At 69.8% G+C, this 23,465-nt stretch carries 23 protein-coding genes, 1 tRNA gene and 2 pseudogenes; 9 read left to right on the forward strand and 17 right to left on the reverse strand.

Annotated features, from left to right (window positions below; genetic code table 11):
* Nucleotides 1-85: 85 nt before the first annotated feature.
* From PW734_01890 to PW734_01905, 4 genes are read left to right on the forward strand one after another with little or no spacing between them, the layout of a single operon-like run.
* Nucleotides 86-1,033, forward strand: a complete 948-nt coding sequence (locus tag PW734_01890) for an HDOD domain-containing protein (protein ID MDE1169955.1) — start codon at nucleotides 86-88, stop codon at nucleotides 1,031-1,033.
* Between the two features lie 47 nt (nucleotides 1,034-1,080).
* Nucleotides 1,081-2,451 carry a replication-associated recombination protein A gene (locus PW734_01895; GenBank protein ID MDE1169956.1) on the forward strand — a complete coding sequence of 457 codons (1,371 nt, stop codon included), beginning with the start codon at nucleotides 1,081-1,083 and terminating at the stop codon, nucleotides 2,449-2,451.
* Between the two features lie 8 nt (nucleotides 2,452-2,459).
* Nucleotides 2,460-2,822: an antibiotic biosynthesis monooxygenase gene (locus PW734_01900; protein ID MDE1169957.1), complete on the forward strand. Its 363-nt coding sequence runs from the start codon at nucleotides 2,460-2,462 to the stop codon at nucleotides 2,820-2,822.
* Between the two features lie 60 nt (nucleotides 2,823-2,882).
* The gene (locus tag PW734_01905) at nucleotides 2,883-3,671 is read left to right on the forward strand and encodes a TIGR00282 family metallophosphoesterase (protein ID MDE1169958.1); all 789 of its coding nucleotides are present in this window, start codon (nucleotides 2,883-2,885) and stop codon (nucleotides 3,669-3,671) included.
* Between the two features lie 2 nt (nucleotides 3,672-3,673).
* Here PW734_01905 and PW734_01910 read toward each other — a convergent pair whose 3' ends face one another.
* From PW734_01910 to PW734_01930, 5 genes and pseudogenes are all read right to left on the reverse strand, one after another.
* Nucleotides 3,674-4,132 (reverse strand): hypothetical protein, encoded by a 459-nt coding sequence (locus PW734_01910; GenBank protein ID MDE1169959.1) that lies wholly within the window; start codon nucleotides 4,130-4,132, stop codon nucleotides 3,674-3,676.
* A gap of 307 nt (nucleotides 4,133-4,439) precedes the next feature.
* A complete protein-coding gene (locus PW734_01915; protein MDE1169960.1) occupies nucleotides 4,440-4,973 on the reverse strand; it encodes a hypothetical protein in 534 nt (177 codons plus the stop codon).
* A gap of 97 nt (nucleotides 4,974-5,070) precedes the next feature.
* A pseudogene (gene ppk1, locus PW734_01920) lies at nucleotides 5,071-6,597 on the reverse strand (polyphosphate kinase 1).
* Nucleotides 6,598-6,610: 13 nt separating this feature from the next.
* Nucleotides 6,611-8,032 carry an NAD(P)/FAD-dependent oxidoreductase gene (locus tag PW734_01925; GenBank protein ID MDE1169961.1) on the reverse strand — a complete coding sequence of 474 codons (1,422 nt, stop codon included), beginning with the start codon at nucleotides 8,030-8,032 and terminating at the stop codon, nucleotides 6,611-6,613.
* A 47-nt stretch (nucleotides 8,033-8,079) separates the two neighbouring features.
* Nucleotides 8,080-8,502 (reverse strand): helix-turn-helix domain-containing protein, encoded by a 423-nt coding sequence (locus tag PW734_01930; GenBank protein ID MDE1169962.1) that lies wholly within the window; start codon nucleotides 8,500-8,502, stop codon nucleotides 8,080-8,082.
* 78 nt (nucleotides 8,503-8,580) lie between these two features.
* On the opposite strand from PW734_01930, the gene PW734_01935 reads away from it, so the two are divergent.
* A complete protein-coding gene (locus PW734_01935) occupies nucleotides 8,581-9,519 on the forward strand; it encodes an oxidoreductase (GenBank protein ID MDE1169963.1) in 939 nt (312 codons plus the stop codon).
* Nucleotides 9,520-9,524: 5 nt separating this feature from the next.
* On the opposite strand, the gene PW734_01940 is transcribed toward PW734_01935, so the two are convergent.
* The 4 genes from PW734_01940 to PW734_01955 form a co-directional block, all read right to left on the reverse strand.
* A tRNA-Arg gene (locus PW734_01940) sits at nucleotides 9,525-9,598 on the reverse strand.
* Nucleotides 9,599-9,647: 49 nt separating this feature from the next.
* Entirely contained in the window at nucleotides 9,648-10,505 is an 858-nt protein-coding gene (locus tag PW734_01945) for a hypothetical protein (GenBank protein ID MDE1169964.1), read from the reverse strand.
* Nucleotides 10,502-11,242, reverse strand: a complete 741-nt coding sequence (locus PW734_01950; GenBank protein MDE1169965.1) for a hypothetical protein — start codon at nucleotides 11,240-11,242, stop codon at nucleotides 10,502-10,504. The genes PW734_01945 and PW734_01950 overlap by 4 nt, the downstream gene beginning before the upstream one ends.
* Nucleotides 11,239-12,084, reverse strand: coding sequence for a hypothetical protein (locus tag PW734_01955; GenBank protein MDE1169966.1), 846 nt, complete (start codon nucleotides 12,082-12,084; stop codon nucleotides 11,239-11,241). The genes PW734_01950 and PW734_01955 overlap by 4 nt, the downstream gene beginning before the upstream one ends.
* An 81-nt stretch (nucleotides 12,085-12,165) precedes the next feature.
* On the opposite strand from PW734_01955, the gene PW734_01960 reads away from it, so the two are divergent.
* Nucleotides 12,166-12,786, forward strand: a complete 621-nt coding sequence (locus PW734_01960) for a thioredoxin family protein (GenBank protein ID MDE1169967.1) — start codon at nucleotides 12,166-12,168, stop codon at nucleotides 12,784-12,786.
* On the opposite strand, the gene PW734_01965 is transcribed toward PW734_01960, so the two are convergent.
* The 8 genes and pseudogenes from PW734_01965 to PW734_02000 form a co-directional block, all read right to left on the reverse strand.
* Nucleotides 12,755-13,519, reverse strand: coding sequence for a hypothetical protein (locus PW734_01965; protein ID MDE1169968.1), 765 nt, complete (start codon nucleotides 13,517-13,519; stop codon nucleotides 12,755-12,757). The genes PW734_01960 and PW734_01965 overlap by 32 nt on opposite strands.
* A gap of 13 nt (nucleotides 13,520-13,532) precedes the next feature.
* Nucleotides 13,533-14,471, reverse strand: coding sequence for a lipid II flippase MurJ (locus tag PW734_01970; protein ID MDE1169969.1), 939 nt, complete (start codon nucleotides 14,469-14,471; stop codon nucleotides 13,533-13,535).
* 202 nt (nucleotides 14,472-14,673) lie between these two features.
* A pseudogene (locus tag PW734_01975) lies at nucleotides 14,674-15,045 on the reverse strand (lipid II flippase MurJ).
* Nucleotides 15,046-15,152: 107 nt separating this feature from the next.
* Nucleotides 15,153-16,118, reverse strand: coding sequence for a lipopolysaccharide heptosyltransferase II (gene waaF, locus PW734_01980; protein ID MDE1169970.1), 966 nt, complete (start codon nucleotides 16,116-16,118; stop codon nucleotides 15,153-15,155).
* Complete coding sequence (gene lpxK / locus PW734_01985; GenBank protein ID MDE1169971.1) at nucleotides 16,115-17,299, reverse strand: tetraacyldisaccharide 4'-kinase; 1,185 nt, start codon at nucleotides 17,297-17,299, stop codon at nucleotides 16,115-16,117. The genes waaF and lpxK overlap by 4 nt, the downstream gene beginning before the upstream one ends.
* Nucleotides 17,296-18,240 carry a hypothetical protein gene (locus PW734_01990; GenBank protein MDE1169972.1) on the reverse strand — a complete coding sequence of 315 codons (945 nt, stop codon included), beginning with the start codon at nucleotides 18,238-18,240 and terminating at the stop codon, nucleotides 17,296-17,298. Before PW734_01990 ends, lpxK begins: the two co-directional genes overlap by 4 nt.
* A 48-nt stretch (nucleotides 18,241-18,288) precedes the next feature.
* A complete protein-coding gene (locus PW734_01995; protein ID MDE1169973.1) occupies nucleotides 18,289-19,605 on the reverse strand; it encodes a hypothetical protein in 1,317 nt (438 codons plus the stop codon).
* Nucleotides 19,606-19,614: 9 nt separating this feature from the next.
* Entirely contained in the window at nucleotides 19,615-20,346 is a 732-nt protein-coding gene (locus PW734_02000; protein MDE1169974.1) for an outer membrane lipoprotein-sorting protein, read from the reverse strand.
* Nucleotides 20,347-20,399: 53 nt separating this feature from the next.
* Here PW734_02000 and PW734_02005 point away from each other — a divergent pair, with 53 nt between their 5' ends.
* From PW734_02005 to yajC, 3 genes are read left to right on the forward strand one after another with little or no spacing between them, the layout of a single operon-like run.
* A complete protein-coding gene (locus tag PW734_02005; protein ID MDE1169975.1) occupies nucleotides 20,400-21,926 on the forward strand; it encodes a glycosyltransferase family 39 protein in 1,527 nt (508 codons plus the stop codon).
* Between the two features lie 6 nt (nucleotides 21,927-21,932).
* Nucleotides 21,933-23,105, forward strand: a complete 1,173-nt coding sequence (tgt, locus tag PW734_02010; protein ID MDE1169976.1) for a tRNA guanosine(34) transglycosylase Tgt — start codon at nucleotides 21,933-21,935, stop codon at nucleotides 23,103-23,105.
* Nucleotides 23,102-23,461 (forward strand): preprotein translocase subunit YajC, encoded by a 360-nt coding sequence (yajC, locus tag PW734_02015; protein MDE1169977.1) that lies wholly within the window; start codon nucleotides 23,102-23,104, stop codon nucleotides 23,459-23,461. Before tgt ends, yajC begins: the two co-directional genes overlap by 4 nt.
* Nucleotides 23,462-23,465: the final 4 nt, after the last annotated feature.

A 23,465-nucleotide genomic window follows, 5' to 3' on the forward strand; every position in this document is an offset into this window, starting at 1 on the left:
CAAGCGGCGATAGGGGAGCTAGGTGAAATTCTACTTAACTTTATACTTAAGAAATCGGCCCGAAAGCCGAAGAGAGGCGTAGCGCATGCCGTCCGATTTCTTTGGCTTTCCCCTGGAACCCGCCGGGACCGTAGCGCCCAACGCCCCCATTTACGAGCTGATCTCCGACCCGAAGGCCAGCCAAGTCCTGCCTTCCCTGGGCGCCATCATCACCCAGCTGGAGCACCTCACCAATTCCGCCGACACGCCGATCCCCCAGATCACGGAGCTGATCCGCACCGACCAGGGCCTCACCGTCAAGATCCTGCGCCTGGCCAACTCCGCCTTCTACGCCCCGGCGGAGCCGATCCTCAACATCGACGAGGCCGTCCTCTTCCTGGGCCTGACCCAGATCCGCCGCGCCATCCTGACGGCCAAGCTGATCGAGAAAAGCTCCGACCTGCCCGACGACCTCCTGGACTGGCACCAGTTCTGGCTGCACGAGATCGCCGTGGCCGTCATCCTCCAGCACCTGGCCCAATACATGCGCCCCCTGCGCATGCCGGAGGAGGCCTACTACCTCATGGGCCTCCTGCACGACATCGGCAAGCTGGCCCTGGCCATCCTCTCCCCGAAACTCTTCGAGGACGTCCTGCGCGAGACCGCCCGCCGCCGGTGCGACATCTCCCCGGTCGAAATCGAGCTCGTCGGCCTCAACCACGCCAGCATCGGCGCCTGGTACCTCCAGCAGCAGGGCCTCCCCCCTTCCCTCTACGAGGCCATCCGCATCCACCACTCCTGGGCCTACAGCCCCGGCTCCGTGGAGGAGGCGGCCATGATCAACCTGGCCGACCAAATCGCCCACCTCTTCCGCATCGGCCAGTCCGGCAGCTTCTTCCTCACGGAATGGAACCCGGAGGAGTCGCCGGAGTGGGCCTTCTTCAAAAAGCAGGCCCGCGGCGCCCTGCCGAAGTGGCCCGACCTCCTCCTGGACCTCTGGGAAAAGAAGCTCAAAAACGTCCCCGCCATGGTGGAGACGTTCGTGCGCGCGTAGCCTCACGCTCGAGTTGCCCCAGCCGCCGCCCTCCCGTATTCTACGGCGTGGACTCCGCGCCCGACCTCTTCGGCTCCCCTGACCCGGGCAGCCCCGCCGCATCCGCCCCGCCGGTGACCGACCGCTCCCCGCTGGCCGCGCGGCTGCGCCCCCGCGCGCTGGACGAGATCGCCGGACAGGAACACCTCCTGGCCCCGGGCAAGCCGCTGCGCCGCCTGATCGAGGCCGACCGCCTCACCTCCATCCTCCTCTTCGGCCCGCCGGGCGTGGGGAAAACCTCCCTGGCGGAAGTCATCGCCGCCGCCACGCGCAGCCGCTTCGAGCGGCTCAACGCGGTGGAGGCCACCGTCGCCTCCCTGCGGAAAGTCCTGGCCGCCGCCGAGCAGCGCTTTAAAAACGGCGGCCCGCGCACCCTCCTCTTCATCGACGAGATCCACCGCTTCAACAAAGCCCAGCAGGACGTCCTCCTGCCCGACGTGGAGAGCGGCGCCGTCTGCCTCATCGGCGCCACCACCCACAACCCCTCCTTCTACGTCAACGGCCCCCTCGTCTCCCGCTCCCAGGTCTTCCAGCTGGAACCGCTCCCGGAAGAGGCCCTTTCCCGCCTCGTCGACCGCGCCCTGGCCGACAAGGATCGGGGCCTGGGCAAACACGCCGTCCGCCTCGACGCCGACGCGCGCGCCCACCTCCTGCGCGTCGCCGACGGGGACGCGCGGCGGCTCCTCAACGGCCTGGAACTGGCCGTCCTCTCCACCGCGCCCGGGCCGGACGGCGCCGTCGCCCTCGACCGCGCCGCCATCGAGGCCTGCCTGCAAAAGAAAGCCCCCGTCTACGACAAAGACGAGGACCAGCACTACGACACCATCTCCGCCTTCATCAAATCGGTCCGCGGCAGCGATCCGGACAGCGCCCTCTACTGGCTGGCCAAGATGCTGAAGGCGGGCGAAGACCCGCGCTTCATCGCCCGGCGGCTCGTCATCCTGGCCGCGGAGGACATCGGCATGGCCGATCCGCGCGGCCTCTCCGTGGCCATCGCCGCACAGCAGGCCTTCGAGTTCCTGGGCCTGCCGGAGGGGCGCATCCCCCTGGCGGAAGCCACCGTCTACCTGGCCACCGCGCCGAAGAGCAACGCCTCCTACATGGGCATCAACAAGGCGATGGCCGCCGTGGAGAGCGACGCCACCGTTCTGGTCCCCCGCGCCCTGCGCGACGCCCACTACAAGGGCGCCGAGGCCCTGGGCCACGGCCAGGGCTACCAATACAGCCATGACTACGAGGGGGGCGTCTCCGGCCAGGAATTCGGCGTGCCGCCCGGCACCTTCTACACGCCGACGGGCCGGGGCTACGAAAAGCTCGTCCAGGAACGCCTCGACTATTGGGCCGAGCTGCGGAAGAACCCGCGCCGCGCGGAAGACTAATCCTTTTTATGAAAGCACTCCTCCTCGCCACGGCGCTCTTCGCCGCCTTTTACGCCGCGGCCCCCGCCGCGCCTGCCCCGCAGGCCGTCGTCGCCGTCATCCACGTCGACGTGATGCCCGACTTCACCCAGGCCGCGTCGGGGCTCCTTGACCAGTTTCGCCGCGATTCGCTGCGGGAAAAGGGCGCGGAAAGCTTCCAAGTCCTCCAGGAAACCGTCCACGCCAACCACTTCACCCTCGTCGAAACGTGGGCCGATCAGGCCACCTACGACACGCACGCCTACTCCGCCGCCGCGCGCGCCTTCCGGGAAAAGCTCCAGCCGATGCTCGGCTCCCCCTTCGACGAGCGGCTGCACCGCGTCCGCCCCTGAAAAGGCGGGAAGAGAATCTTCTTTGGGAAATCGCGCCGTTGCGCTTTTCTTAGGCGCGTGATGAAAGTCGTTTTCCTGGGAGACGTGGTCGGGGAGCCCGGGCGGGATGCCGTCCGGCTGGCCATTCCCGTATTGAAGGAGCGCTACGCGCCCGATTTCTTCATCGTCAACGGGGAGAACGCCGCCGGAGGCCACGGCATCACGCCGAAGCTGGCCTACGAGCTGATGCGCGCCGGGGCCGACGCCGTCACCCTGGGGGACCACACCTGGGACCAGAAGGAGATTTTCCCCTTCTTTGCCCAGGAGCCGCGCCTCATTCGCCCGCTCAACTATCCTCCCGGCACGCCGGGCGCGGGCTTCGTCCTGGTGCAGGGCAACGGCAAGAAGCTGGGCGTGGTCAACGCCCTGGGCCGCACCTTCATGGGACCGGACGTGGACAACCCCTTTCTCATCATCAAGCCGCTCCTGGAAGGCATCCGCCGGGAGACGCCGTGCATCCTGGTCGACTTCCACGCGGAGGCGACCTCGGAAAAGATCGCCTTCGGCCGCCACGTCGACGGGCAGGCCAGCATCGTGGTGGGGACCCACACCCACGTGCAGACGGCGGACGAGACGATCCTGCCGGGCGGCACCGCCTACCTGACGGACGCGGGATTCTGCGGCGCGCACGAGTCGGTCATCGGCCGGGACATCGCGGCGGTGGTGCAGAAATACGTGACCCTGCTGCCGGGGAAGTTCCCCCTGGCCACCGGCGACCTGCGGGCCGACGGCTTCTTTGCCGAGCTGGACGAGGAGACGGGACGGGCCCTCCGCATCGAGCGGATCCAGCTCAAGGTGTCGGCGCCTTAAAGCTAAAGCGGCCAGCCGACCGCCTGGAAACACTCCGGCGGCACTTGATTAAGCTGCAGGTCGATGGGAAATAAGCGGCCGTCAATATCGATGAAGTTGCCGAAGTGCGCGTCGGCGACCAAGACCCCGTCCTCCCGGTACCAGACATTCCGGTGAGGCGCTGGGCGAAATTGATTTTCCTCCATGAACGTGGATACCGCCTCGGGCGTGGCGGGACGTCCGCTACGGAAAGGCTGAGAAATCACAAGGGCCGGGCCAATCTCCCCTTGTGGATCGACTACTCCCTTTTCGTAAGGGAGATAAATCAAACCCTGCAGGATGATTTCATCGCCTAATGCACGATTCTGCAGGTGATTCCGCCAGCGATATCCCTCCTGCGTGGCGGGCTCCACGGAAAACACCCCATCTTCAATGACTGGAACAAATCCAAAGGTCCCCGGCCAAGTGTGCTTATAGACCAAGCCTTCTCCTTCGCCGCTCCCAAAGACTTTATGCTCGGCCCCATGGGCATCGAGCAATGGCTTGGAGTGGAAAAAGCTAGGCTTTAGTAAGCGGCACCGCTCTTCAGGCTGGCCGGGAAAGGAGCAGAGGGCGTGCTCATCAGGGTGCGGATCTGGTCGACCTGCTGCTTGGCTGCCGCGTAGGTAACGGGCAGGCGTTCGTTGGCCACCCGCCGGGTGTCGAGAAGCTTCGGACTGGGACCGATCAAAGGAGGGAGATTCGCCCGGTCTTTCATCGGCCATACGATAATTCTCCCCCGAAAACAAATCAAGAGAGGGTTTTTGCCTCTTTCACGCTGGTGAGCGGCGTCAGCACCATTTCTTCCGCGTGGACGGCCCGGTGGGCCTTCTGCTCCCGGCGCGCCCGCTCGCGGAAGGCCAGCTGGGCCTGGAAGGGCTCTTTTCCCTCCTCCCGGCACGCGCGGCGGTAGGTGCCGTCCGGTTGGAGGACGCGGGCCTTCACGCAGTCCTTGAGGTAGGTGGGCAGGATCTCCTCCGCCACGCGCGCGCGCAGGGCGGGATCCAGCAGCGGGAAGACGACCTCGATGCGGCGGTGGAGGTTGCGCGGCATCCAATCGGCGCTGCCCAGGTAGACGCGGGCCTCTTCCCCCTGCCCGAAGCAGAAGATGCGGCTGTGCTCCAAAAAGCGGCCCACGATGGAGCGGACGCGGATGTTCTCCGAGACGCCCGGGATGCCGGGGCGCAGGCAGCAGATGCCGCGCACGATCAGGTCGACCTGCACGCCCGCGCAGGAGGCCTCGTAGAGGTCCTCGATCAATTCCTCGTCCACCAGGGCGTTCATCTTGGCGACGATGCGGCCGCCGCGGCCCGCGCGGGCCCGCCTCCGTCTCCTGGCGGATCAAGTCCCGCAGGCCGGGCAGGAGGGAGAAGGGCGCGACGAGGAGGTGGTGGATCCCCTCGAACCGGCAGAGGCCGGTGAGGATGTTGAAGAGGGCGGCGACCTCCGCCGTCAGCTCCGGCCGGGTGGTGAGGAGGCCCAGGTCGGTGTAGACGCGCGCGGTGCTGGGGTGGTAGTTGCCGGTGCCCAGGTGGGCGTAGAAGCGGATGCGGTCCTCGTCCCGGCGGACGACGTGGAGGAGCTTGCAGTGGACCTTCAGCCCCACGACGCCGTAGACGACGTGCGCGCCGGACTCCTCCAGCCGCCGCGCCCAGCCGATGTTGTTGGCCTCGTCGAAGCGGGCCTTGATCTCGACGATGGCGGTGACCTGCTTCCCCTTCCCCGCCGCGCGGATGAGGGCCTCGACGATGGCGGAGTCCCCGCTGGTGCGGTAGAGGGTCATCTTGATGGCCAGGACGTGGGGGTCGTCGGCCGCCGCCTCGACGAAGTCGACGACGGTGCCGAAGTTCTCGTAGGGATGGTGGAGGAGGACGTCCTTCTTCCGCAGGAGGTCGAAGAGGTTGGCCCCTTCCGGCACCTCGGGGGAGAGGATCGGCGTCCAGGGGCGGTCGCGCAGGGAGGAGAATTCCTCCAGCTTGCAGAGGGGGGCGAGGTGGAGGAAGTTGAGCGGGCCGGGCAGGCGGTAGAGGTCGTCCGGGGAGAGCCTGCAGAAGCCCAGGAGGAGCTGCTCGATGTGCTCCGGGCAGCCGGAAGCCACCTCCAGGCGGACGGCGTTGCCCCGGTTCCGCTTCCGCAGTTCCTCCTCCACGGTGCGCAGGAGGTTTTCCGCCTCTTCCTCGTCGATGTAGAGGTCGCTGTTGCGGGTGATCTTGAAGGGCCAGGCGCCTTCCAGGAAGTCGCCGTGGAAAAGCTCCCCGACGAAGCGGGCGACGAGCTGGTGCAGCAGGATAAAGCGCCGCCGGGCCGCCCCCTCCGCGCGGGGCAGCTCCACCAGCCGGGGCAGGACGCGCGGCATCTGCACGACGGCGTAGGAGGGCTCCTCCCCCGCCTCCATCTCTGGACGGCGCAAGGCGACGATGAGGTTGTGGCTCTTGTTGAGGAGCTGCGGGAAGGGATGGCTGGAATCGACGGCCAGCGGGGTGAGGACGGGCAGGACTTCCTCCCGGAAGTGGCGGCCCGCCCAGGCCGTCTCCGCCGCGTCGAGGGCGCCGCCGTCGACGATCTCCAGGCCCGCCTCCTGGAGGGCGGGGCGCAGGGCGCCGTTCCACAGCGCGTGCTGGTCGGCCACCAGGCGCTGGGCGCGGGCGGACAGCGCCTCGAAGACCTGGCGGGGCTCCAGGCCGTCCATCGTCTCCTCCTCCGTCTCGTTCTCGATCTGCTGCTTGATGCCGGAGACGCGGATCTCGAAGAACTCGTCCAGGTTGGAACTGACGATGCAGAGGAAGTGGAGCCGTTCCAGGAGCGGCTGGCTGGGGTCGAGGGCCTCTTCCAGGACGCGCTGGTTGAACTCGAGCCAGCTCAGCTCGCGGTTCAGGAAATACTCGGGGTTTTCGAAGGGGCCGGCCACGGGGGCTTTAAACCTACCTTTTTCCGACCCGCGCGGCCAGTTCTTCCGCCGGGTAGGTGACGATCTCCGCCAGGGTGGGATGGTAATGGGGCATGGCCGCCAGCTCCTGCGCGGTCCCTCCGTAGCGCATGACGGCCAGGATCTCGTGGATCAGGTCGGAGGCGTGCGGCCCGGCGATCTGGCCGCCCAGGATGGTGCCGCGCCGGCGGTCGGCCACCAGCTTCACGAAGCCGTCCAGGGCCCCCATGATCATCGACTTGCCGTGGTCGTCGAAGGGGTACTTCGCCGCGATGACGTCGAGGCCCTTTTCCCGGGCCTCCGTCTCCGTGAGGCCGACGGAGGCGACCTCCGGGTCGGTGAAGAGGACCATCGCCTTGAGCCGGTAGTCCATTTTTTCCAGCTTGGCCCGGCCGCCTTTCAGGCCGGCGGCGATGTTCCGCGCCGCCGCCTCTCCCTGGAGGATAGCCAGGTGGACGATCTCGTAGGGCCCCGCCGCGTCGCCGACGGCGTAGATATGGGGCAGGTCGGTCTGCTGGGTGGGGCGGACGCGGAGCTTCCCCTCCCGCAGGCGGAGGCCCGCCGCTTCCAGGTTGAGGCGGGAGAGGGACGGCTTCCGGCCCAGGGCGTGCAGCACTTCCTCCGCCGCGACGCGGACGAGGCGCTGGCGCGGCCCCTCGCGGAAGTGGACCTCCTTGAGCTTCCCGCGCTTTTCGACGCGGACGAGCTGCGTGCCGGTGTGGACGTCCAGGCCGTGGCGGCGGAACGCCTTTTCCAGGACGGCGGAGACGTCGGGATCGAACTCCTTGGCCAGCCGCCCGCTGCGCTGGACGATCGTGACCTTCGTCCCCAGGGAGGCGTAAAAGTCGGCGAACTCGACCGCCACCGCGCCGCCGCCCAGGACGACGAGCGATTTGGGCAGCTTCTTGCGGGTCAGCGCCGTGTCGCTGGTGAGGTAGCCCGCCTCCGCCAGGCCGGGGACCGGCGGCGCGCCGATCTCTGAGCCGGTGGCGATGAGGAAGGCCTTCCCCTCCACCGCCAGGGGTTTGGCCCCGGGGACTTCCACCTCCACCGCATTCGGGCCGGTGAAGCGTGCCCAGCCGCGCAGGAGGGTGAAGGGGCCGTGCTCCAGCTGGCGGCGGCGGTAGGAGGCGAAGTCCTCGATCAGCCTATCCTTCCGCCGGAGGATGGCGGGCAGGTCGGCCTTCACGCGGCGGAGGCGGAGGCCGAACTCGGCGGCCTCCCCGGCGGCGCGCCAGCGGTGGGCCGATTCCAGGAGCGCCTTCGTCGGCATGCAGCCGCGCAGGATGCAGAGGCCGCCCAGTTCCCGCGCCCCGTCGATCACCGCCACGCGCAGGCCCAGGGAGGCCGCGGTGCGGGCCGCCGCGTAGCCGCCGGAGCCGCCGCCGATCACCACCAGGTCGAATTTCTTGGTCATAAGGAAAGGCCAGCCTACACGGAACGGCCCCGCGCGCGAATCCCGCTTTAGCGGGCGGCCCGCGCCGGGGCCCGCCGCGCGTCGAAGGACTTCCGGGCCGCCGTGAAGGTCCGAACCTGCCCGGCAATCCAGCTCCACAGCGGCTCGACCTGCTCCAGCAGCTTCATTCCCAAAGGGGTGATGGCGTATTCGACCCGGGGCGGCACCTCCGGAAAGAGTTTCCGGGTGGCCAGGCCGTCCCGCTCCAGCTGGCGGAGCGCCTTGGTGAGCGATTTCTGGCTGATCCCCCCCACCCGCTCCATGACGCGGGTAAAGCGGATCGGCCCTCCCGCCTCGGCCAGGACGCCCAGGGCCCAGAGGGACCACTTGTCGGAAAGCCGCGCCAGCAGCTCCCGGGTCATCGCCTCCTCCGCCTCGCTCAGGCTTTCGCAGAGCCGCTTGGCCTCTTCCATCCGTTTCGACGCCTTCATAGTTACCTAAAGGTAGGTATAAGCCAAAAAGGTGCCTAATTGCGAGAATATACCGTTTTCTCCTATCGTCGTAAGACCATGAAAAAGACCCCTTGGACCGCCGCGCAGATCCCCCTCCAAACCGGACGCCGGGCCCTCGTCACCGGCGCCAACAGCGGCCTCGGCTGGCACACCGCCCTGGAATTGGCCCGGCGCGGGGCGGAGGTGATCCTGGCCGCCCGCAGCGCGGCGAAGGCGGAAGACGCCGCCGCCCGCATCCGCCAGGAAGTGCCGGAGGCCCGCCTCCTGCCCGGCGTGCTCGACCTGGCCGACCTGGCCTCCGTGCGGCGGTTCGCCGCCGCCTTCTCCGGCGAGCCCCTCGACCTCCTCATCCACAACGCGGCCGTCATGGCGGTGCCGCGCCGGGAGCTGACCGTCGACGGTTTCGAGCGGCAGTTCGGCACCAACTATCTGGGGCCCTTTGCCCTTACCGCCCTGCTCTTCCCCGCCCTGCGGCGCCAGCCCGGCACGCGGGTGGTGACCGTCTGCAGCATGGCCAACAAGCAGGCCCGGATCGAATTCGACAACCTCCAGAGCGAGCGCCTCTACAAGCCGATGTTCCAGGCCTACGCCCAGTCGAAGCTGGCTAACACGCTCTTCGCCGTGGAGCTGCAGCGGCGCCTCTCCGCCGCCGGCTCCCCCATCGTCAGCACGGCGGCCCACCCCGGCTACGCGCGGACCAACCTGCAGACCTCCGGCCCGGGAAAGGGAATGATGGGCCTGCTCTTCGCCGCCGCGGGGAAGACCCTCGGCGCGCTCCTCTCCCAGGACGCCGCCCATGGCGCGCTGCCGACGCTCTTCGCCGCCACCGCGCCGGAGGCGCGCCCCGGCGGCTACTACGGGCCGGATGGCCTGTCCGAGATGAAAGGATACCCCGCGCCCGCCCCGCTGCCGCCGGCGGCGCAAAGCGAGGGGGACGCCAGGCGGCTATGGGAGGAATCGGAAACGCTGACGGGCGTCCGCTTCGGCCCGTTCTAAAAGGGCACGCCCGGCTGGATTCGAACCAGCGACCGCCGGATTAGAAATCCGATGCTCTATCCGACTGAGCTACGGGCGCGTGAAGCTGGCCCCATGATAGGCCGGGCCGGGGGCGGAAGGTCACGCCCCTATTTTTCCCGGGCCGGGCCGCCGCCCGGGGCCGCGCCTCCGGCTTCCCCCGCGCGGCGGAAGCCGATGCCGCGCTCCTGAAGGGCCTGGGCCACGGTGCGGCCCAGGGCCGTCTCCACGTAATCGACGCGGCGGTAAAGCTCGTCGAGCAGCTTTCTTTCCCGGCGGCTCTCCTCCCATTTTCCGAAGGCGGGACGGCCCAGGGCGAAGGTCAGGGAGGGGACGCCGCGCCGCTCCAGCTCCAGCTTGAGGGAGCTGCCGGGCGTCAGGGCATCGTCCAAATGGTGGAGGCCGCCGATCATGAGGACGCCGTGGCCCGCCCGCGCCTCGGCGGCGATCCGCTCCGCCATGAAGGCGTTGCGGGGGGCGACTCCTTCCAGCACCCGCTTTTCCTGCCGGGACATGGCCAAGTAGTCGGGGGAGGCGGGGACGTCGCACAGGACGGTACGCAGGCCGCGGCGCTCGGCCTCCTCGGCCAGGCCGCGCAGCTGGTAGCGCCACGACCCGCGGGCCAGCGCCTCCCCCTCCTCCTGGAGGAACAGGCGGCGCTCCTCCGCCCCGCGTTCCTGGCGGCGGCGGTCGAGCCGCCCCCGCCACCCGGCGCGCGGCGCGGAGGCGGCGGGGACGGGGTAAAGGGCCTCCAAGTAAAAGTCGATGACGGCGCGCCAGTCCTCCGGCTTCCGCGCGGAGCGGAGGTAGGCTTGCAGGGGTTCCTGGAGATTGTTCGGCTTCTCCAGCATGAGGGTGTCGTAGCCGCGCGCGGCGGCTTCCTGGAGGATCTTCCGCTCGGCCAGGTCGTGCAGGCCTTCGGCGTGGTTTTCCCCTACGAGGAGGACGGGGTGGGGGCCGGCATTCATCGGACGCGCTCTTCCTGGCTGGGAGCAGGGGCCGCGCCGCCCCGGCGGAATTCGGCGCGGAGGAGCGCGGCGATCTCCTTCCCCGTCTCGACCAGGTGGTCGACGGGCTTCAGCCGGGCGGCGGGAATGCCCGCATGGATCTCCGGGCGGTCGCCGTCGATCGCCAGCTCGAAACTTTCCGAACGCAGGCCCAGGCGGCCCAGCTCGATCTTCAGCGAGCTGCCGGGGGACTCCGTCTCCGTCAAATGGGAGGCGCCGCAGATGGCGACGGCGCCGCCGCCCGCCTCCGCGATCCGCTCCGCCATGAAGGCGTTGCGCTGGGGCAGGGTCTCCACGGTCCGCTGCTCCTGGATGATCCGCTTGCGCTCCGCCGCGGGCAGGTCGTTGAACCGGACGCGGAAGCCCTCGTCCGCGCCGCGCTCCAGCCGGAGGCGGAGCGCCCGGTTCGTGTCGGCGGCGATCATCTGGTCGAGCAGCGCCTCCCGCCTTTCCCGGGGGAGCGGCGGCGCCCCGGCCCCGCGCGTCTTGTCCAAGGAGGCGGACGTGAAGCGGCGGTAGGCCGCGTCGGAACGGCTGGAAGCCAGGTAGGCATCGAGGTCGGGCTGGAGGTCGCACGGGCGCTCCAGGAAAAGGGTGTCGTAGCCCAGGCCGCGCAGTTCCCGCAGGGCGGCGATCTCCGCCGTCAAGTGCTCCGGGCGGTGGTGGTGCTCCCCCACGCAGACGACGGGCAGGATCATCGCCCGCCCTCCCGGGCCAGGATGCGGCCCACCTCCGCCCCATCGGAGACGACGTGGTCCACGGGGCTGGGAGCCCGGCCCAGCCGCCGGTAAACCCGCTCGATGGGCCGCTCCCCGTCGAGGGCCAGGTCAAAGCTGCGGCTGGGCACGCCCAGGCGGTCCAGCTCTTTCTTGAGGGACGTGCCGGGCACCACCTCGCTCAAATGCGCGGCGCCGTGGACGGCCACCACGCCGTGGCCCGCGCGGGCCTCCTCCGCCAGCACGGCGGCCGAGGCGGCGTTGCGGCGGCCCAAATCCCGGTAGAGGCGCCCGCCCTCCTCGATGGCGGCGAGGTTCCGCGCGGACAAATCGTCGAACCGGAGGCGGTAACCCAGCTCCGCCGCGCCGTTCAAGAGAATGCGGGTATTCCTCTCCCCCGGCTCTTCCATCTGCCGCGCGATTTCCTTTTCCCGCCCCTCGGCGGAGGCGCGGCGAAAAGCGTCGCCATAAAGGGCCGCGCTGCCTTCATGGAGAAAATCCCGGTAATCCTGCTCCGTGCGGCGGGAGGCGGCATAGCGCCGGGCGGCCGGTTCCCGCTCCGGCGGCAGCTCCACCGCCAGCGTGTCGTAACCCAAAGGGCGAAGGGCCCGCAACGCCTCCACCTCGATATGCGCGTGCTCTTCCCGAGTATGCAATTCTCCCAGGCAAACGACGGGCTGGAGCGTCCGGTCCAGTTCGGGCAGGGGCTTCCGCCACAGGCCAGGCCGGAGCCAGGCCGGCCGGGCGTCCCACAGAGTAAAGACGACGCCGCGCAAAGCCGCCCCAGGGGAGGCTTTTAAAAGAGAGGCGGCGCTAAACTCCATGCCGTACAATTCGGCTATTTCCTCCAGCCGTTTTCTTCAGGTCCGTTGATTTTTTGATCTCCTGGGTTACGGTACGTCCCTATGCACAAGTCTCTCCTCCTCCTGACGTTTTCCCTCTTTCTCCTTGGCACCGGCAAGGCGGCCGTGGCCGTCGGCAGCCCCGCGCCGGGATTCACCCTGAACGACCTGGCGGGGAAGCCCGTCCAGCTGTCCGATTACGCCGGGAAAATCGTCGTCCTGGAATGGACGAACGTCGACTGCCCCTTCGTGAAGAAGCACTACGCCAGCGGGAACATCCCCGTCCTGCAGGAAAAGTACACCGCCCAGGGCGTGGTCTGGCTCTCCGTCTGCTCCTCCGCGCCGGGGAAGGAAGGCAACCATCCGACCCAGGAGATCGAGGCGACGCGCGCCGCCTGGCACGCCGCCAGCACCGACTACCTGGTCGACGCGGACGGGATCATCGGCCGCCTCTACGGGGCCAAGACGACGCCCCACTTCTTCATCGTCGATAAGCAGGGGGTGGTCCGCTACACCGGGGGGATCGACAGCATCGCCTCCGCGAACCCGGACGACATCCGCAAGGCGGAGCCCTACGTGGCCAAGGCCCTCGACGCCCTCCTGGCGGGCAAGCCGGTGGCGACCCCGGTGACGACGCCCTACGGCTGCTCGGTCAAATACGGGGCTCTCGTCCCGGTTCCTTAGACTGGACCGCGCCCGCGCCCGAACGCGTCGCGCGCAGGAAGGCTTCGATCTCCGGCGCGCCGAAGGCGATCCGGTCGACCGAGGCGGCGAGCCGCTCTTCCGGCACCCGCATCTCCCGGGCCGGGGAGCGGCCGTCGACGGCCAGGGCGAAGGAGCGGTGCGGCACCTCGTGCCGGTCCAGTTCCTCCTGGAGGGAGGGGCATTCCTCTTCCGAAATCAGATGGGCGCTCCCGGCCACCAGGATCACCTGGCGGCCCTGGTCTTCCGTGATCTCCGCCAGGTAATCGGCCATGAATTGGTTGCGCAGGGCGAGGTCGGCCTTCGTCTCCACCTCCGGCAGCCGGTTGAGGGCGGCCACCGGCAGGTCGATACAGCGGACGGCGTAGCCCAGCTCGGCGGCGCGGTCCCAGAGCTGCTTGGTCAAAACGGCCTGCGGCTCGGTCCGCAGCTCCTCGATCCACTCCTGCCGCTGGGCGGGGGAAACCTCCGGCGCGTCCTCCCCCAGCCCGGCCAGTTCCGTATCGAGCCGGGCTTCCAGGAAGGCGCGGTAGGCCGCCGCGTCGCGCGGGGAGGCCAGGTAAGCGTGGACGGCGGGCTCCAGATCGCACGGGTATTCGACGGCCAGCGTGTCGTAGCCCAAGGCCTGCGCGCGGCGGAGAGTCTCCCCCTCCATCTGGAGGTGGGCGAAATCGGCGTGATGTTCCCCTAACAGGACGACGGGAGCCGGGGCCATAGAAAGAATTCGGCTATTTCCGCAGCAGGCGGCGGCGGATCATTCCCCAGGCCTGGGACGTCTCCTCCACCCGCAGCAGAAGGCTGGCGGCGAAGTAGACCACGCCCCCGCCCCCGATCGCCGCGCCCAGGGAGAGCGCCGCGCGCGGGAAGGAACCCGCCGCCCAGGGCCCCAGCAGCCGCTCGATCCCCCAGGCCGCCCCGCCCATGAGGGCGGAGGAAAGGAAGAGCCGCGCGCCAAAGGAAACCCACTCCCCGCCCCGCCCCAAATCGAGCCGCCGCCCCAGCGCCCAGGCGAGCTGGCCGAAGTTGAGCAGGGCGATGCAGGAGGTGGTCAGCGCCAGCCCGGCGTGGCCCAGGCCCAGGACCTCCATGAGCAGGGCGTTGAGCCCCAGGTTGACGGCGATGCCCAGGAGGCTGACCCGCAGCGGCAGCTGCGGCAGCCCCAGGACGTAGAAGCAGGGCACCACCACCTTCAGCGCCGCGTAGCCGCAGAGGCCGATGGAATAGGCCTGGAGGGCCAGGGCGGTCATCTCCGTGTCGTGCGCGGTGAAGCGGCCGTGCTGGTAGATGAGGGCGATGATCGGCCGCGCCAGGACGGCCAGCCCCAGAGCCGCGGGGACGGTGAAGAACCAGGCCAGCCGCAGCCCCTCCCGCACGCGGACGCCGAAGCCCGCGCGGTCGTCCTGCGCGTGGTGGCGGGAGACGGCGGGCAGGAGCGCGGTGGCGATGGAGACGCCGAAGACGCCGATGGGGAACTGCATGAGCCGGAAGGCGCAGCCCAGCCAGGAGCGCCCGCCGTCGATGGAGGAGGCGAAGGCCCCGTTCACCAGCACGTTGACCTGCACCGCCGCCCCGGCGATGACGCTGGGCCACATGAGGGCCCAGACCTCCCGCAGGCGCGGGTGGCGCAGGTCCAGGTGCCAGCGGAAGCGCATCCCCTGCCGCCACAGCTCCGGCAGCTGGATGGCCAGCTGGGCCAGGCCGCCCAGCGAGGACGCCGCCGCAGACGCCGAAGAGCGCCCGCTCCGTGAAATGGGGATGGAGCCAGTCGGCCCGCGCGGCGGGATCGCACAGGTAGGCCCCGGCGACCCCCGCGACGACGGAGACGACGTTGAAGACGGTGGAGGCCGAGGCGGGCAGGCCGAAGCGGTGGCGGGAGTTGAGGATCCCCATGGCCACCGCCGCCAGGGAGACGAAGAGGATGAAGGGGAAGAGGAGCCGCGTGAGGGAGACGGTGAGGGCGAACTTCCCCGGCACGTCGTGGTAGCCGTGGTTGGTCACGTCGACGATCCACGGCGCCGCCGCGATGCCCAAAAGGCAGATCACGCCCAGGACGAAGATCAGCGCGCTGAAGATGAGGTTGGCCAGCGCCCAGGCGGGCGGCGGGCCCTCCTTTTCCCAGGTGCGGGTGAAGACGGTGGTGAAGGCGGTGGAGAGCGCCCCCTCCGCGAAGAGGTCGCGCAGGAGGTTGGGAATCTGGAAGGCCGCCAGGTAGGCGTCCAGGAGCTTCCCCGCGCCGAACATGGCCGCGAAGACCTGCTCCCGGACGAGGCCGAGGAGCCGGGAGGCGACGACGGCGATCCCGACGACGCCCGCCGCGCGGCGCGTGCTGGGCGGCTTCTCCGAAACGCTCACGCGAGCGCCTCCTCGCACGCGGCCAGGACGCGGCCGACCGTCACCCGCTCCATGCAGGCGAAGTCGAGCGGGCACTCCCGCAGGAAGCAGGGGCTGCACGGCACGTGTTCCCGGACGACGCGCACGCTCTCCCCCAGGGGGCCCGTGCGGCGCGGCTCCGTCGAGCCGAAGACGGCGACGCCCGGCGTGCCGCAGGCGGCGGCCACGTGCATCGCGCCGCTGTCATTGGTCACCACCAGCCGCGCTCCGGCGACGGCGGCGAGGAATTCCTCCGGCGTGGTCTCCCCCGCGCGGTTCACCGCGCCGGGGACGCCCGCGGCCACCTCCGCCGCGGCGGCCCGGTCGCCCGGCGCGCCGTGGATAAAGACCGGCCCCAGGCCCAGCGCCGCCAGGGCGCGGCCCACTTCGGCAAAGCGGGCGGCGGGCCACCGCTTGGCCGGGCCGTAGGCGGCGCCGGGGCAGAGGAGGACGCCCTCCCGGCTCCCCTCCCCCGCGCGGAGGAGCGGCTCCGGGCCGCCCGCGTCGCCGTCGCCGCCCAGGGCGGCGGCCAGGTGGAGGTATTCAAACTGCTGGTGGAGCGCCGCCCAGGAAAAGGGGCGCGGGGCGACGCGGCCCGCGCGCGGCAGGAGGAAGCGGCGCCCGGCGTGGCCCAGCCCGGTCAGCGCGTGAACGCCCGCCAGGCGCATCTCCAGCGCGCTGCGGAAGGAATTGGGAAAAAGGAGCGCCCGCTTCGGCCCCGCCGCGCGGAGAAGCGGCACGGTGGCGCGGTAGCTGCGGGGGCGGGGCAGCGGCACGACGCGGTCGACCGCCGGGCAGGCCCGCCAGAGGGCGGCCAGGGAGGCGGGCGCGGCGACGACCAGCTCCGCGCCGGGCAGGCCCCGGCGCAGGCTGCGGACGGCGGGCAGCGCCATGACGGCGTCCCCCAGCCAGTTGGGGGAGCGCAGGAGGAGCGGCGCGCTCATGCGGCGGCGGGCGCCTCCTCCTTCTTGTGCAGCCAGCTTTCGAAGAGGGCTTCCAGCGCCTCCTCGTTGTGGAGCACCTCGATCTCGACGCGCAGGAAGTAGACGGGCAGGGGCGGCTCGGCGATGGGGGGGATGCGGACGGCGTCCTTCTCCGTGGTGATGACGGCGCGTGCGGTGCGCGCCTTGCTGCGGGAAAGGGCGTTGGCCACCTCCTCCCCGTCGAAGCGGTGGTGGTCGGCGAAGTGGCGGCTGTAGCAGATCTCCGCCCCCAGGCGGCGCAGGCCGTCCTCAAAGCTCTCCGGCCGGGCGATGCCGGAGAAGGCCCCCACGCGCAGGCCGCGCAGGAATTCGAGCGGCTGGCGCTCCCCGGTGTGGAGGTTTTCCAAAAACTGCGGCCGGTGGACGCACTCGACGATGGGGGCGTGCCGGTTGAAGCGGCGCAGCTCCTCCTTGAGCGGGGAGAGGTCGCTGCCGTCGCACTTGGTCAGGAAGATGAAGTCGGCCCGCTTCAGGTGGCCCTGCGGTTCCCGCAGCATGCCGCGCGGCAGCAGGTGCCGGTTGCCGAAGGGGCTCTCCCGGTCGACGAGGAGCACGTCGCACCGCTCCTTGAGCGGCAGGTATTGGAAGCCGTCGTCCAGAAGGAGGGTGTCGACGCCGAAGCGGCGGATGGCGTGCAGGCCGCCCTTCACCCGGTCCCGGTCGACGACGACGACGACGTCCTTCAGGTTCTTCGCCAGCATGTAGGGCTCGTCCCCGGCGCGGGCCGAGTCGAGGAGGAGGCGCTTTCCGTCGGAGACGACGCGCGGCGGCGTGGCGTGCTCCCGGGAGCGGAAGCGGTCGCGCATCCGCTGCCAGAAGGGGACGGGGACGCTCTTGTAGCCGCGGGAGAGGATGGCGACGCGGCGGCCGGAGTCGGTCAGCCGCCGGGCCAGCTTTTCCACGATGGGGGTCTTTCCCGTGCCGCCGACGGTCAGGTTCCCCACGCTGATGACCAGGCAGCCCAGGGCGTGGACGCGGGCGAAGCGCCACTCGAAGAAACGGAGCCGCAGGACGACGATCTGCCGGTAGAGGAGGGAAAGGAGGTAGAGGAAGCCCTTGAGGAACGCGGCGCGGCGTCCCTTGCGCCGGTCGAGGATCACCTCGACGGCGAACTGCTCCAACGCCTCCAAAAACGCCTTCACCGAACGAAGCGGCAGAGGTTTCGCTCCGGCAGGCCGGGGTAGAGGAGCGGATCGGCCTGGAGGGCCGGGGAAAAGAGGGCGTGCGCGGAGGCCTGCGTGGCGGCCACGCCCCAGGCTTGGTCGATGCGGGCGGCGTTCTCCGGGGCGGCGAGGAACTGGAGGGCCGCCGCGGCGCGCTCCGTTTCCTTGGAGGAGGCGGGGACGGCCCACTGGTAGAGGGCGATGAGGGAGCCGCCCGGCGGCAGGAAGACCTGCTCCTTTTCCTTCAAATGGCCGCGCAGTTTCCAAAGGAAATCGACGCGGACGGCGGCGTCGGCCGATTCCTTCGCCTCCTTCCATGAGGGGGGCGGCGCGCCCGCCTCGGCCGGGGGCTTGCCCTCCGCCAGGGCCCACAGTGCGGCGCGCAGGGCGGGATCGGCGGGCAGGGAAAGGGAGAGGCCGGGGCGGGCCAGGTCGCGCCAGGCGCGGGGCATCTCCGCCGGCGGCAGCGGCGCGGCGGCCCAGCCCAGCAGGCTCCAGCCGTAGGGCCAGGTGTAGGTTCCGGCGGGATCGTAGTAGTGGTGGCTGAACTCCGGCGCGGGCGCGGGGACGCCCGGGACGGGCGGCAGGGGCTGGAGGGCCTTCTTGGCGATCAGCGCGGCGGCGGCCCGGTCGGACAGGGCGGCCAGGTCGCACGCGCCCTCGCTCACGGCCTTTTCCGCCGCGGCGTCGTCGGCGTAGGAGGCGACCTCGACCTTCCCGCCGAGGACCTTTTCCAGCTGCGCGGGCAGCTCGCCCGGGTTCTGGCCTTCCGGCAGGAGGAGGCGGAAGGGGCTGGCGGAGGCGGGCAGGTGGATGACCATCGGCTTCGGCGGGGCAGGAGGCGGGGACTTCTGCGCGCGGGAACAGCCGCCGCCCAGGACGGCCCAAAAGAGGAGGGCGGAGAAAAGGGAAAAGGACATCGGTTTCAAGGCGTCCCATTTAAGGGGCCGCGCCCCCGTTGGACAAGACTAGGGCCAATCGATAATTAAACCAAGGCGCGTTGCCCCGCCCCCGTCGTTGCGCGTCCCCTTGTGTATTTCTAATACACCGCGGGAACGCGCGCCTAGGGGAGCGGGCCAACGGCCCGCCGGCGCGCCTTGGTTTAATTGTCGATTGGCCCTAGTCCAACCCGGCCTGGGCCAGCAGGTCGCGGCAGACCTTGCCCGCCTCGAAATGCTCCTCCGCCAGGCGCAGCGCGCGGCGGCGCGTTGGCGCGGGTAGTCCCGGTCGACCGCCGCGGCGGCGCGGGCGACGTCCTCCTCGCCCTCGAAGGCGAAGAGGCCCTCCCCCGCCGGGAGGTGGCGGCTCCAGCCGGTTTCCTGGACGATGGCGGGCCGCCCGGCGGCCAGGTAGCAGGCGGTGCGGCAGGAGAACCAGCCGCTGCGCGAGCGGACGTAGCCGTTCTTGGCGACGCTCCACTCCCCCTTGGAGCGGCTGAGGAATTCCCGGTAGGTGCGCGCGTCGGGGACGACCTCCTCCGGCTCCAGGATGGTCCATCCCTTCTCCCGCAACATTTCCGTGGGGCGGCGCTGGTGGAGGCCCTTGCCCATGGCCAGGGTGAAGGGCTGGGGGACGCGGGAGGGCAGGTCGAGGAAGCGGGCGAACTCGACGTCCTTCTGCCCGTAGTCCGCCCCCTGCCAGCGGCACGGGGCGTAGCTGGCCCAGCTCATGACGGTGGTCAGCCCGTGGGCGGGCGGCTCCGGCAGGACGGGCCAATGCTCCAGGGAGACCGGCTGGACGGTCTTTTTCCAGGAGAGGCCGCCGGTGGGGACGAGGCATCCTTCCCCCCCAATATTCAGGCCGAAGGAGAAGTGGCTGTGGTGGGCGCGGATCAATTCCCCGGCGCCGGGGTTCTTCCCCTCCGGGTCGCACAGGGCGACCTGGGTGAACATCGGGTCGCCGTCCAGGTACATGCGGTGGCAGCGGCCCCAGTCGTAGTCGATCATGTGGCCCGCGCCGGAGACGTTGGCGCAGAGGTCGGCGGTGCGGACCAGTTCCCGCGCCTCCTTTTCCGGCAGGCCGTGGAAGGCGCCGGTGGCGCCGTTGCGGTAGACCCAGCGGCCGCCGAAGCCGAACTGCTCCATGAGCGCGCCGAGCATGGCGACGTTGCGCGTGGAATCCTCCGTGAGGGTGTGCCGCTCCAGGTCGTAGGGCCAGGAGCCGGTGTCCTCCACGTACCAAACCTCGTGCCCCAACGCGCGGAAGCCGAGGAGATATTGGACGTAGTCCCAGATCACCCCGCCAAAGGGGTATTGCCCGACGAGGCCGGTGACCAGGATCCGCATGGGAAAGCGCTACTGCCCCAGGCCGGAGCCGGGCTTGCCGGAGGAGACGTCGATGTAGGTGCGGGTGGCGGAGACCTCCGTGCCCGGAATCATGGTGGAAACCTGCATCTCCTTAATGACGTACGCCTCGCCGATCTTCTGCACGCCGTTGACCTCCACGCGCTTCACCACCTGGCCCTTGGCGTTGTAGCCGTCGACGCGCAGGAAGGCGTAGTAATCGGAGCTGATCCAGTAGCGAACCTTCGCGTAGCGGCTTAAGATGCCCTCCGGCGGCTCCGCCTCGAAGGCCCAGGCGGGCAGGGTCTTGATGCTGTCCGAGCCGACGCCGACCAGCCGGTCCCAGAAGATGAAGCCGAGGCCGATGTCCTCATAGGTCAGGTCGGTGCGCAGGATGTTCTCCACCAGAGCGCGGCCGGTCACCTGCTGCCAGGGGTCGTTGGCGCCCTTGCGGCGGAAGACCGTCGCGCCCATGGGGTCCAGGAGGACGCGGACCTGCAGGGGCTGGTCCTTGAACTGGTAGACCATCTCATGGTCGTGGGTCCGCAGGGTGATGGGGTAGGAGTCCTTCTTCGTGTGGATGTCCCCTTCCAGCGTGAAGTCCTCCAGCGTGAAGTTGCGGAAGACGCGGGCCTGCACGAGGGCGGGCGGCGGGGTCGGCTTCTGCGGGTCGGGAGCGGCGCGGAGGGAGACGAGCAGGCCCGCCAGCACCAGGGCCGTGAGCGGGTATTTGGCTTGTTTCATCGGAGAGGGGGCCGCTACTCTCCGTACCCCTTTCCCTCCATGCAAGCCCCTTTATGAGCACCTCCGGCTACCGCAAGCGGGTCACCTTCCTGCTCTTCGTCCTGCTCCTGGTCCGCTTCTGGCTGTCCCGCACCTTCGAGCTGACCGGGCCGGAAGCCTACGCGTGGCTCCAGGGCCGCCACCTGGACTGGGGCTTCTGGGACCGGGGCCCCCTGGTTCCCGCCCTCTCCTACCTGGGCACCCTCTTCTTCGGCCAGACGGAGCTGGGCGTCCGCTGGCCCGCCGGCGTCCTCTACGCCGCCACCGGCTTCCTCCTCTTCTACGGCACGCGCCAGGGCTTCGGCCCGCGGGCCGGGTTTTACTCCCTCCTCCTCTTCCTGGTCCTGCCGCTCTACTTCTGGCAGATGCTCCTCCTCTCGGAAGCGGCCGTGGCCGTCGGCCTCATGGCGCTGGCCCTCCTGGTCTACCGCCAAGTGGCGGAGCGGGGCCGCCTGGAGGACTGGCTGGCCGCCACCCTGGTCACGGCGCTGGCCGTCGGCCTCTCCTGGTGGAACCTCCTTTGGCCCGCCGGGTTCCTCCTCTTCCGCCTGCTCGACCCGCAGCGGACCGGCCCCTGGCTCTCCCGCCACGCCCTCGTTTTCATCCTGGGGACGCTGGGCCTGGGCCTGGCCCCCTTCGTCATCTGGCAGACGGGCTTCCACCTCGTCGCCACGGGGACCGGCGCGCCGCCCAGCGCCGCCAGCATCCTGGCGGAAAGCGCCAGCCACTGGCTGGGGCCGAAGCTCTACGCCAGCCCGGCGCACGTCCTGGGCTTTCTGAAAGACCAGTTCGTCTGGCTCGGTTTCGCGGGCCTCCTGGCCTTGGCCGTCCTCATCCTGCGCGCGCGGGACTTCCCCCTCCTGCAGCGGGGCCACCTCCTGCTCCTCTGCGTGGCGCTGCCGGGGCTGGCCCTCCAGTTCCTCCTCAGCTTTTTCCATGAGGGCAATCCCGACGTGATGGCCGCGCTCTACCTGCCGCTCGTCGCCCTGGCGGGGAGCGTCGCCGCCCGCCTCCTGGACCCCGCGGCGGGGCCGCGCCCCGGCTTCTGGGGCCGCGCCCGGCTCCTCAGCTTCCTGGGGCTGGCCGTCCTCATCGTGGCGGGGCTGGAAACGGTCAGCGGGCTCTTCGCCTTCGGGGCCAAGTTCTGGCACGGCTACGCGCCGAACCGCCGGGAGCGCCCCCGCGCGATCGCCACGGAAGTGGCCCGCCTCCAGCGGGACGCCGGGGCCTCCTTCGTCATCGTCAGCGAGCCGCTCTGGGCCAGCCTCCTTTCCTTCTACCTGCCGCTCCAGCCCTCCGTCTACGTCCCCTCCCACGACAAGATCCACAGCCAGTTCGACCTCTGGCCGGGCTACCTCGATTTCGAGGTTTCCAGCGCGCTGCTCATGACGCGGGACGCCCAGCCGCCCGCCGTCGTTCCCCGGCAGTTCCAGACCGTCCGCCCCCTGCCCGGCATCCCCATCCCGGAGGCGGAGGCGTGGGACTTCTTCCTCTGCGACCGCCTGGCCTCCGGCACCGGCCGGGCCGGGACGCAGCCCTAGCAGCCCATGCCCTTCGAGCTGCTCAAGACCGACCCCTCCAGCCGCGCGCGGGCGGGAATCCTCCGCACGGAGCACGGGGACATCCCCACGCCCGTCTTCATGCCCGTGGGCACGCAGGGGAGCGTGAAGGCCGTCTCCCAGCGCGACCTTTTGGAGATGGACACCCGCATCCTCCTGGGAAACACCTACCACCTCTTCCTCCGCCCCGGGCTGGAGGCGATGCGCGAATTCGGCGGCCTGCACAAGTTCATGAACTGGCCGCGCCCCATCCTGACCGACTCCGGCGGCTTCCAGGTCTTCTCCCTGGCCAAGCTCCGCCGCCTGGCGGAGGACGGCGTCCACTTCCGCTGCCACGTCAGCGGCGCGCCCCACTTCCTGGGGACGCGGGAGGCCATCGCCATGCAGGTGACGATGGGCAGCGACGTGATGATGGTCCTGGACGAGTGCCCGCCCTGGCCGTGCGAGGCCGGCGCCGTGCGCGACGCCGTGGAGCGGACCGTCCGCTGGGCGCGCGACTGCAAGGGCCACCACGCCGCGCTCATGGAATCGACCCCGGACCGCCCCACCAAGCGGCAGAACCTCTTCGGCATCGTGCAGGGCGGCTCCCACGAGGCCTTGCGCCGGGAATGCGCGGAGCGGCTGGTGGAGATCGGCTTCGACGGCTACGCCATCGGCGGCGTGAGCGTGGGCGAGCCGGAGGACGAGATGATGGCCGCCGTCGAGTACGCCGAGCCCTTCCTCCCCGCCGACAAGCCCCGCTACGCCATGGGTCTGGGCCAGCCCCACCAGATGATCGAGATGGTGGCGCGCGGCGTCGACATGTTCGACTGCGTGCTGCCCACCCGCATGGCCCGCCACGGCACCGCCTACACGCGGGGCGGCCAGCTCCACCTGAAGAACTCCGCCTACCGGATGGACCAGGGCCCGCTGGAGGCGGGGTGCGCCTGCTACGCCTGCACCCACTTCACCCGCGCCTACATCCGCCACCTGCTGCGCGGCCAAGAAATCCTTGGCCTCATGCTGGTCTCCTTGCATAATTCCCATTTCTACCTGGAGCTGCTGCGGGAGGCGCGGGCAGCCATCCTGGACGGCACGTTCGAGGCCTTCCGCCGCAGCTTCCGGGAAACTTATCGTGTCAAAGGCTTAGCCACCAACGCAGGAACCACCCCCCAATCATGATCCACCTCCCCCTCGCCGAATTTCTCGCCATGGCCCCGCAGCCTCCCGCCGCCGACGGCCAGCCGCCGCAGCCCTTCTGGGTCTCCCTGGTCATGCCGGGGCTCCTCATCCTCTTCATGTACTTCCTCTTCCTGCGCCCGCAGATGAAGGCCCGCAAGGAGCAGGACAAGATGATCTCCGAGCTGAAGAGCGGCGACGAGGTCATCACCCAGAGCGGCATCTACGGCACCATCGCCAACGTGAAGGAAAAGACCTTCGTCGTCCGCATCGCGGAGAACGTGAAGGTGGAGATGCTCAAGTCGGCCGTCACCTCCGTCTCCAAGCGGGAGAAGGAAAAGGCCGAGGCCGCCGCCTAACCCC

Source organism: Verrucomicrobium sp., from assembly GCA_028283855.1.
In the GTDB taxonomy this organism is placed as follows: Bacteria; Verrucomicrobiota; Verrucomicrobiia; order Methylacidiphilales; family GAS474; genus GAS474.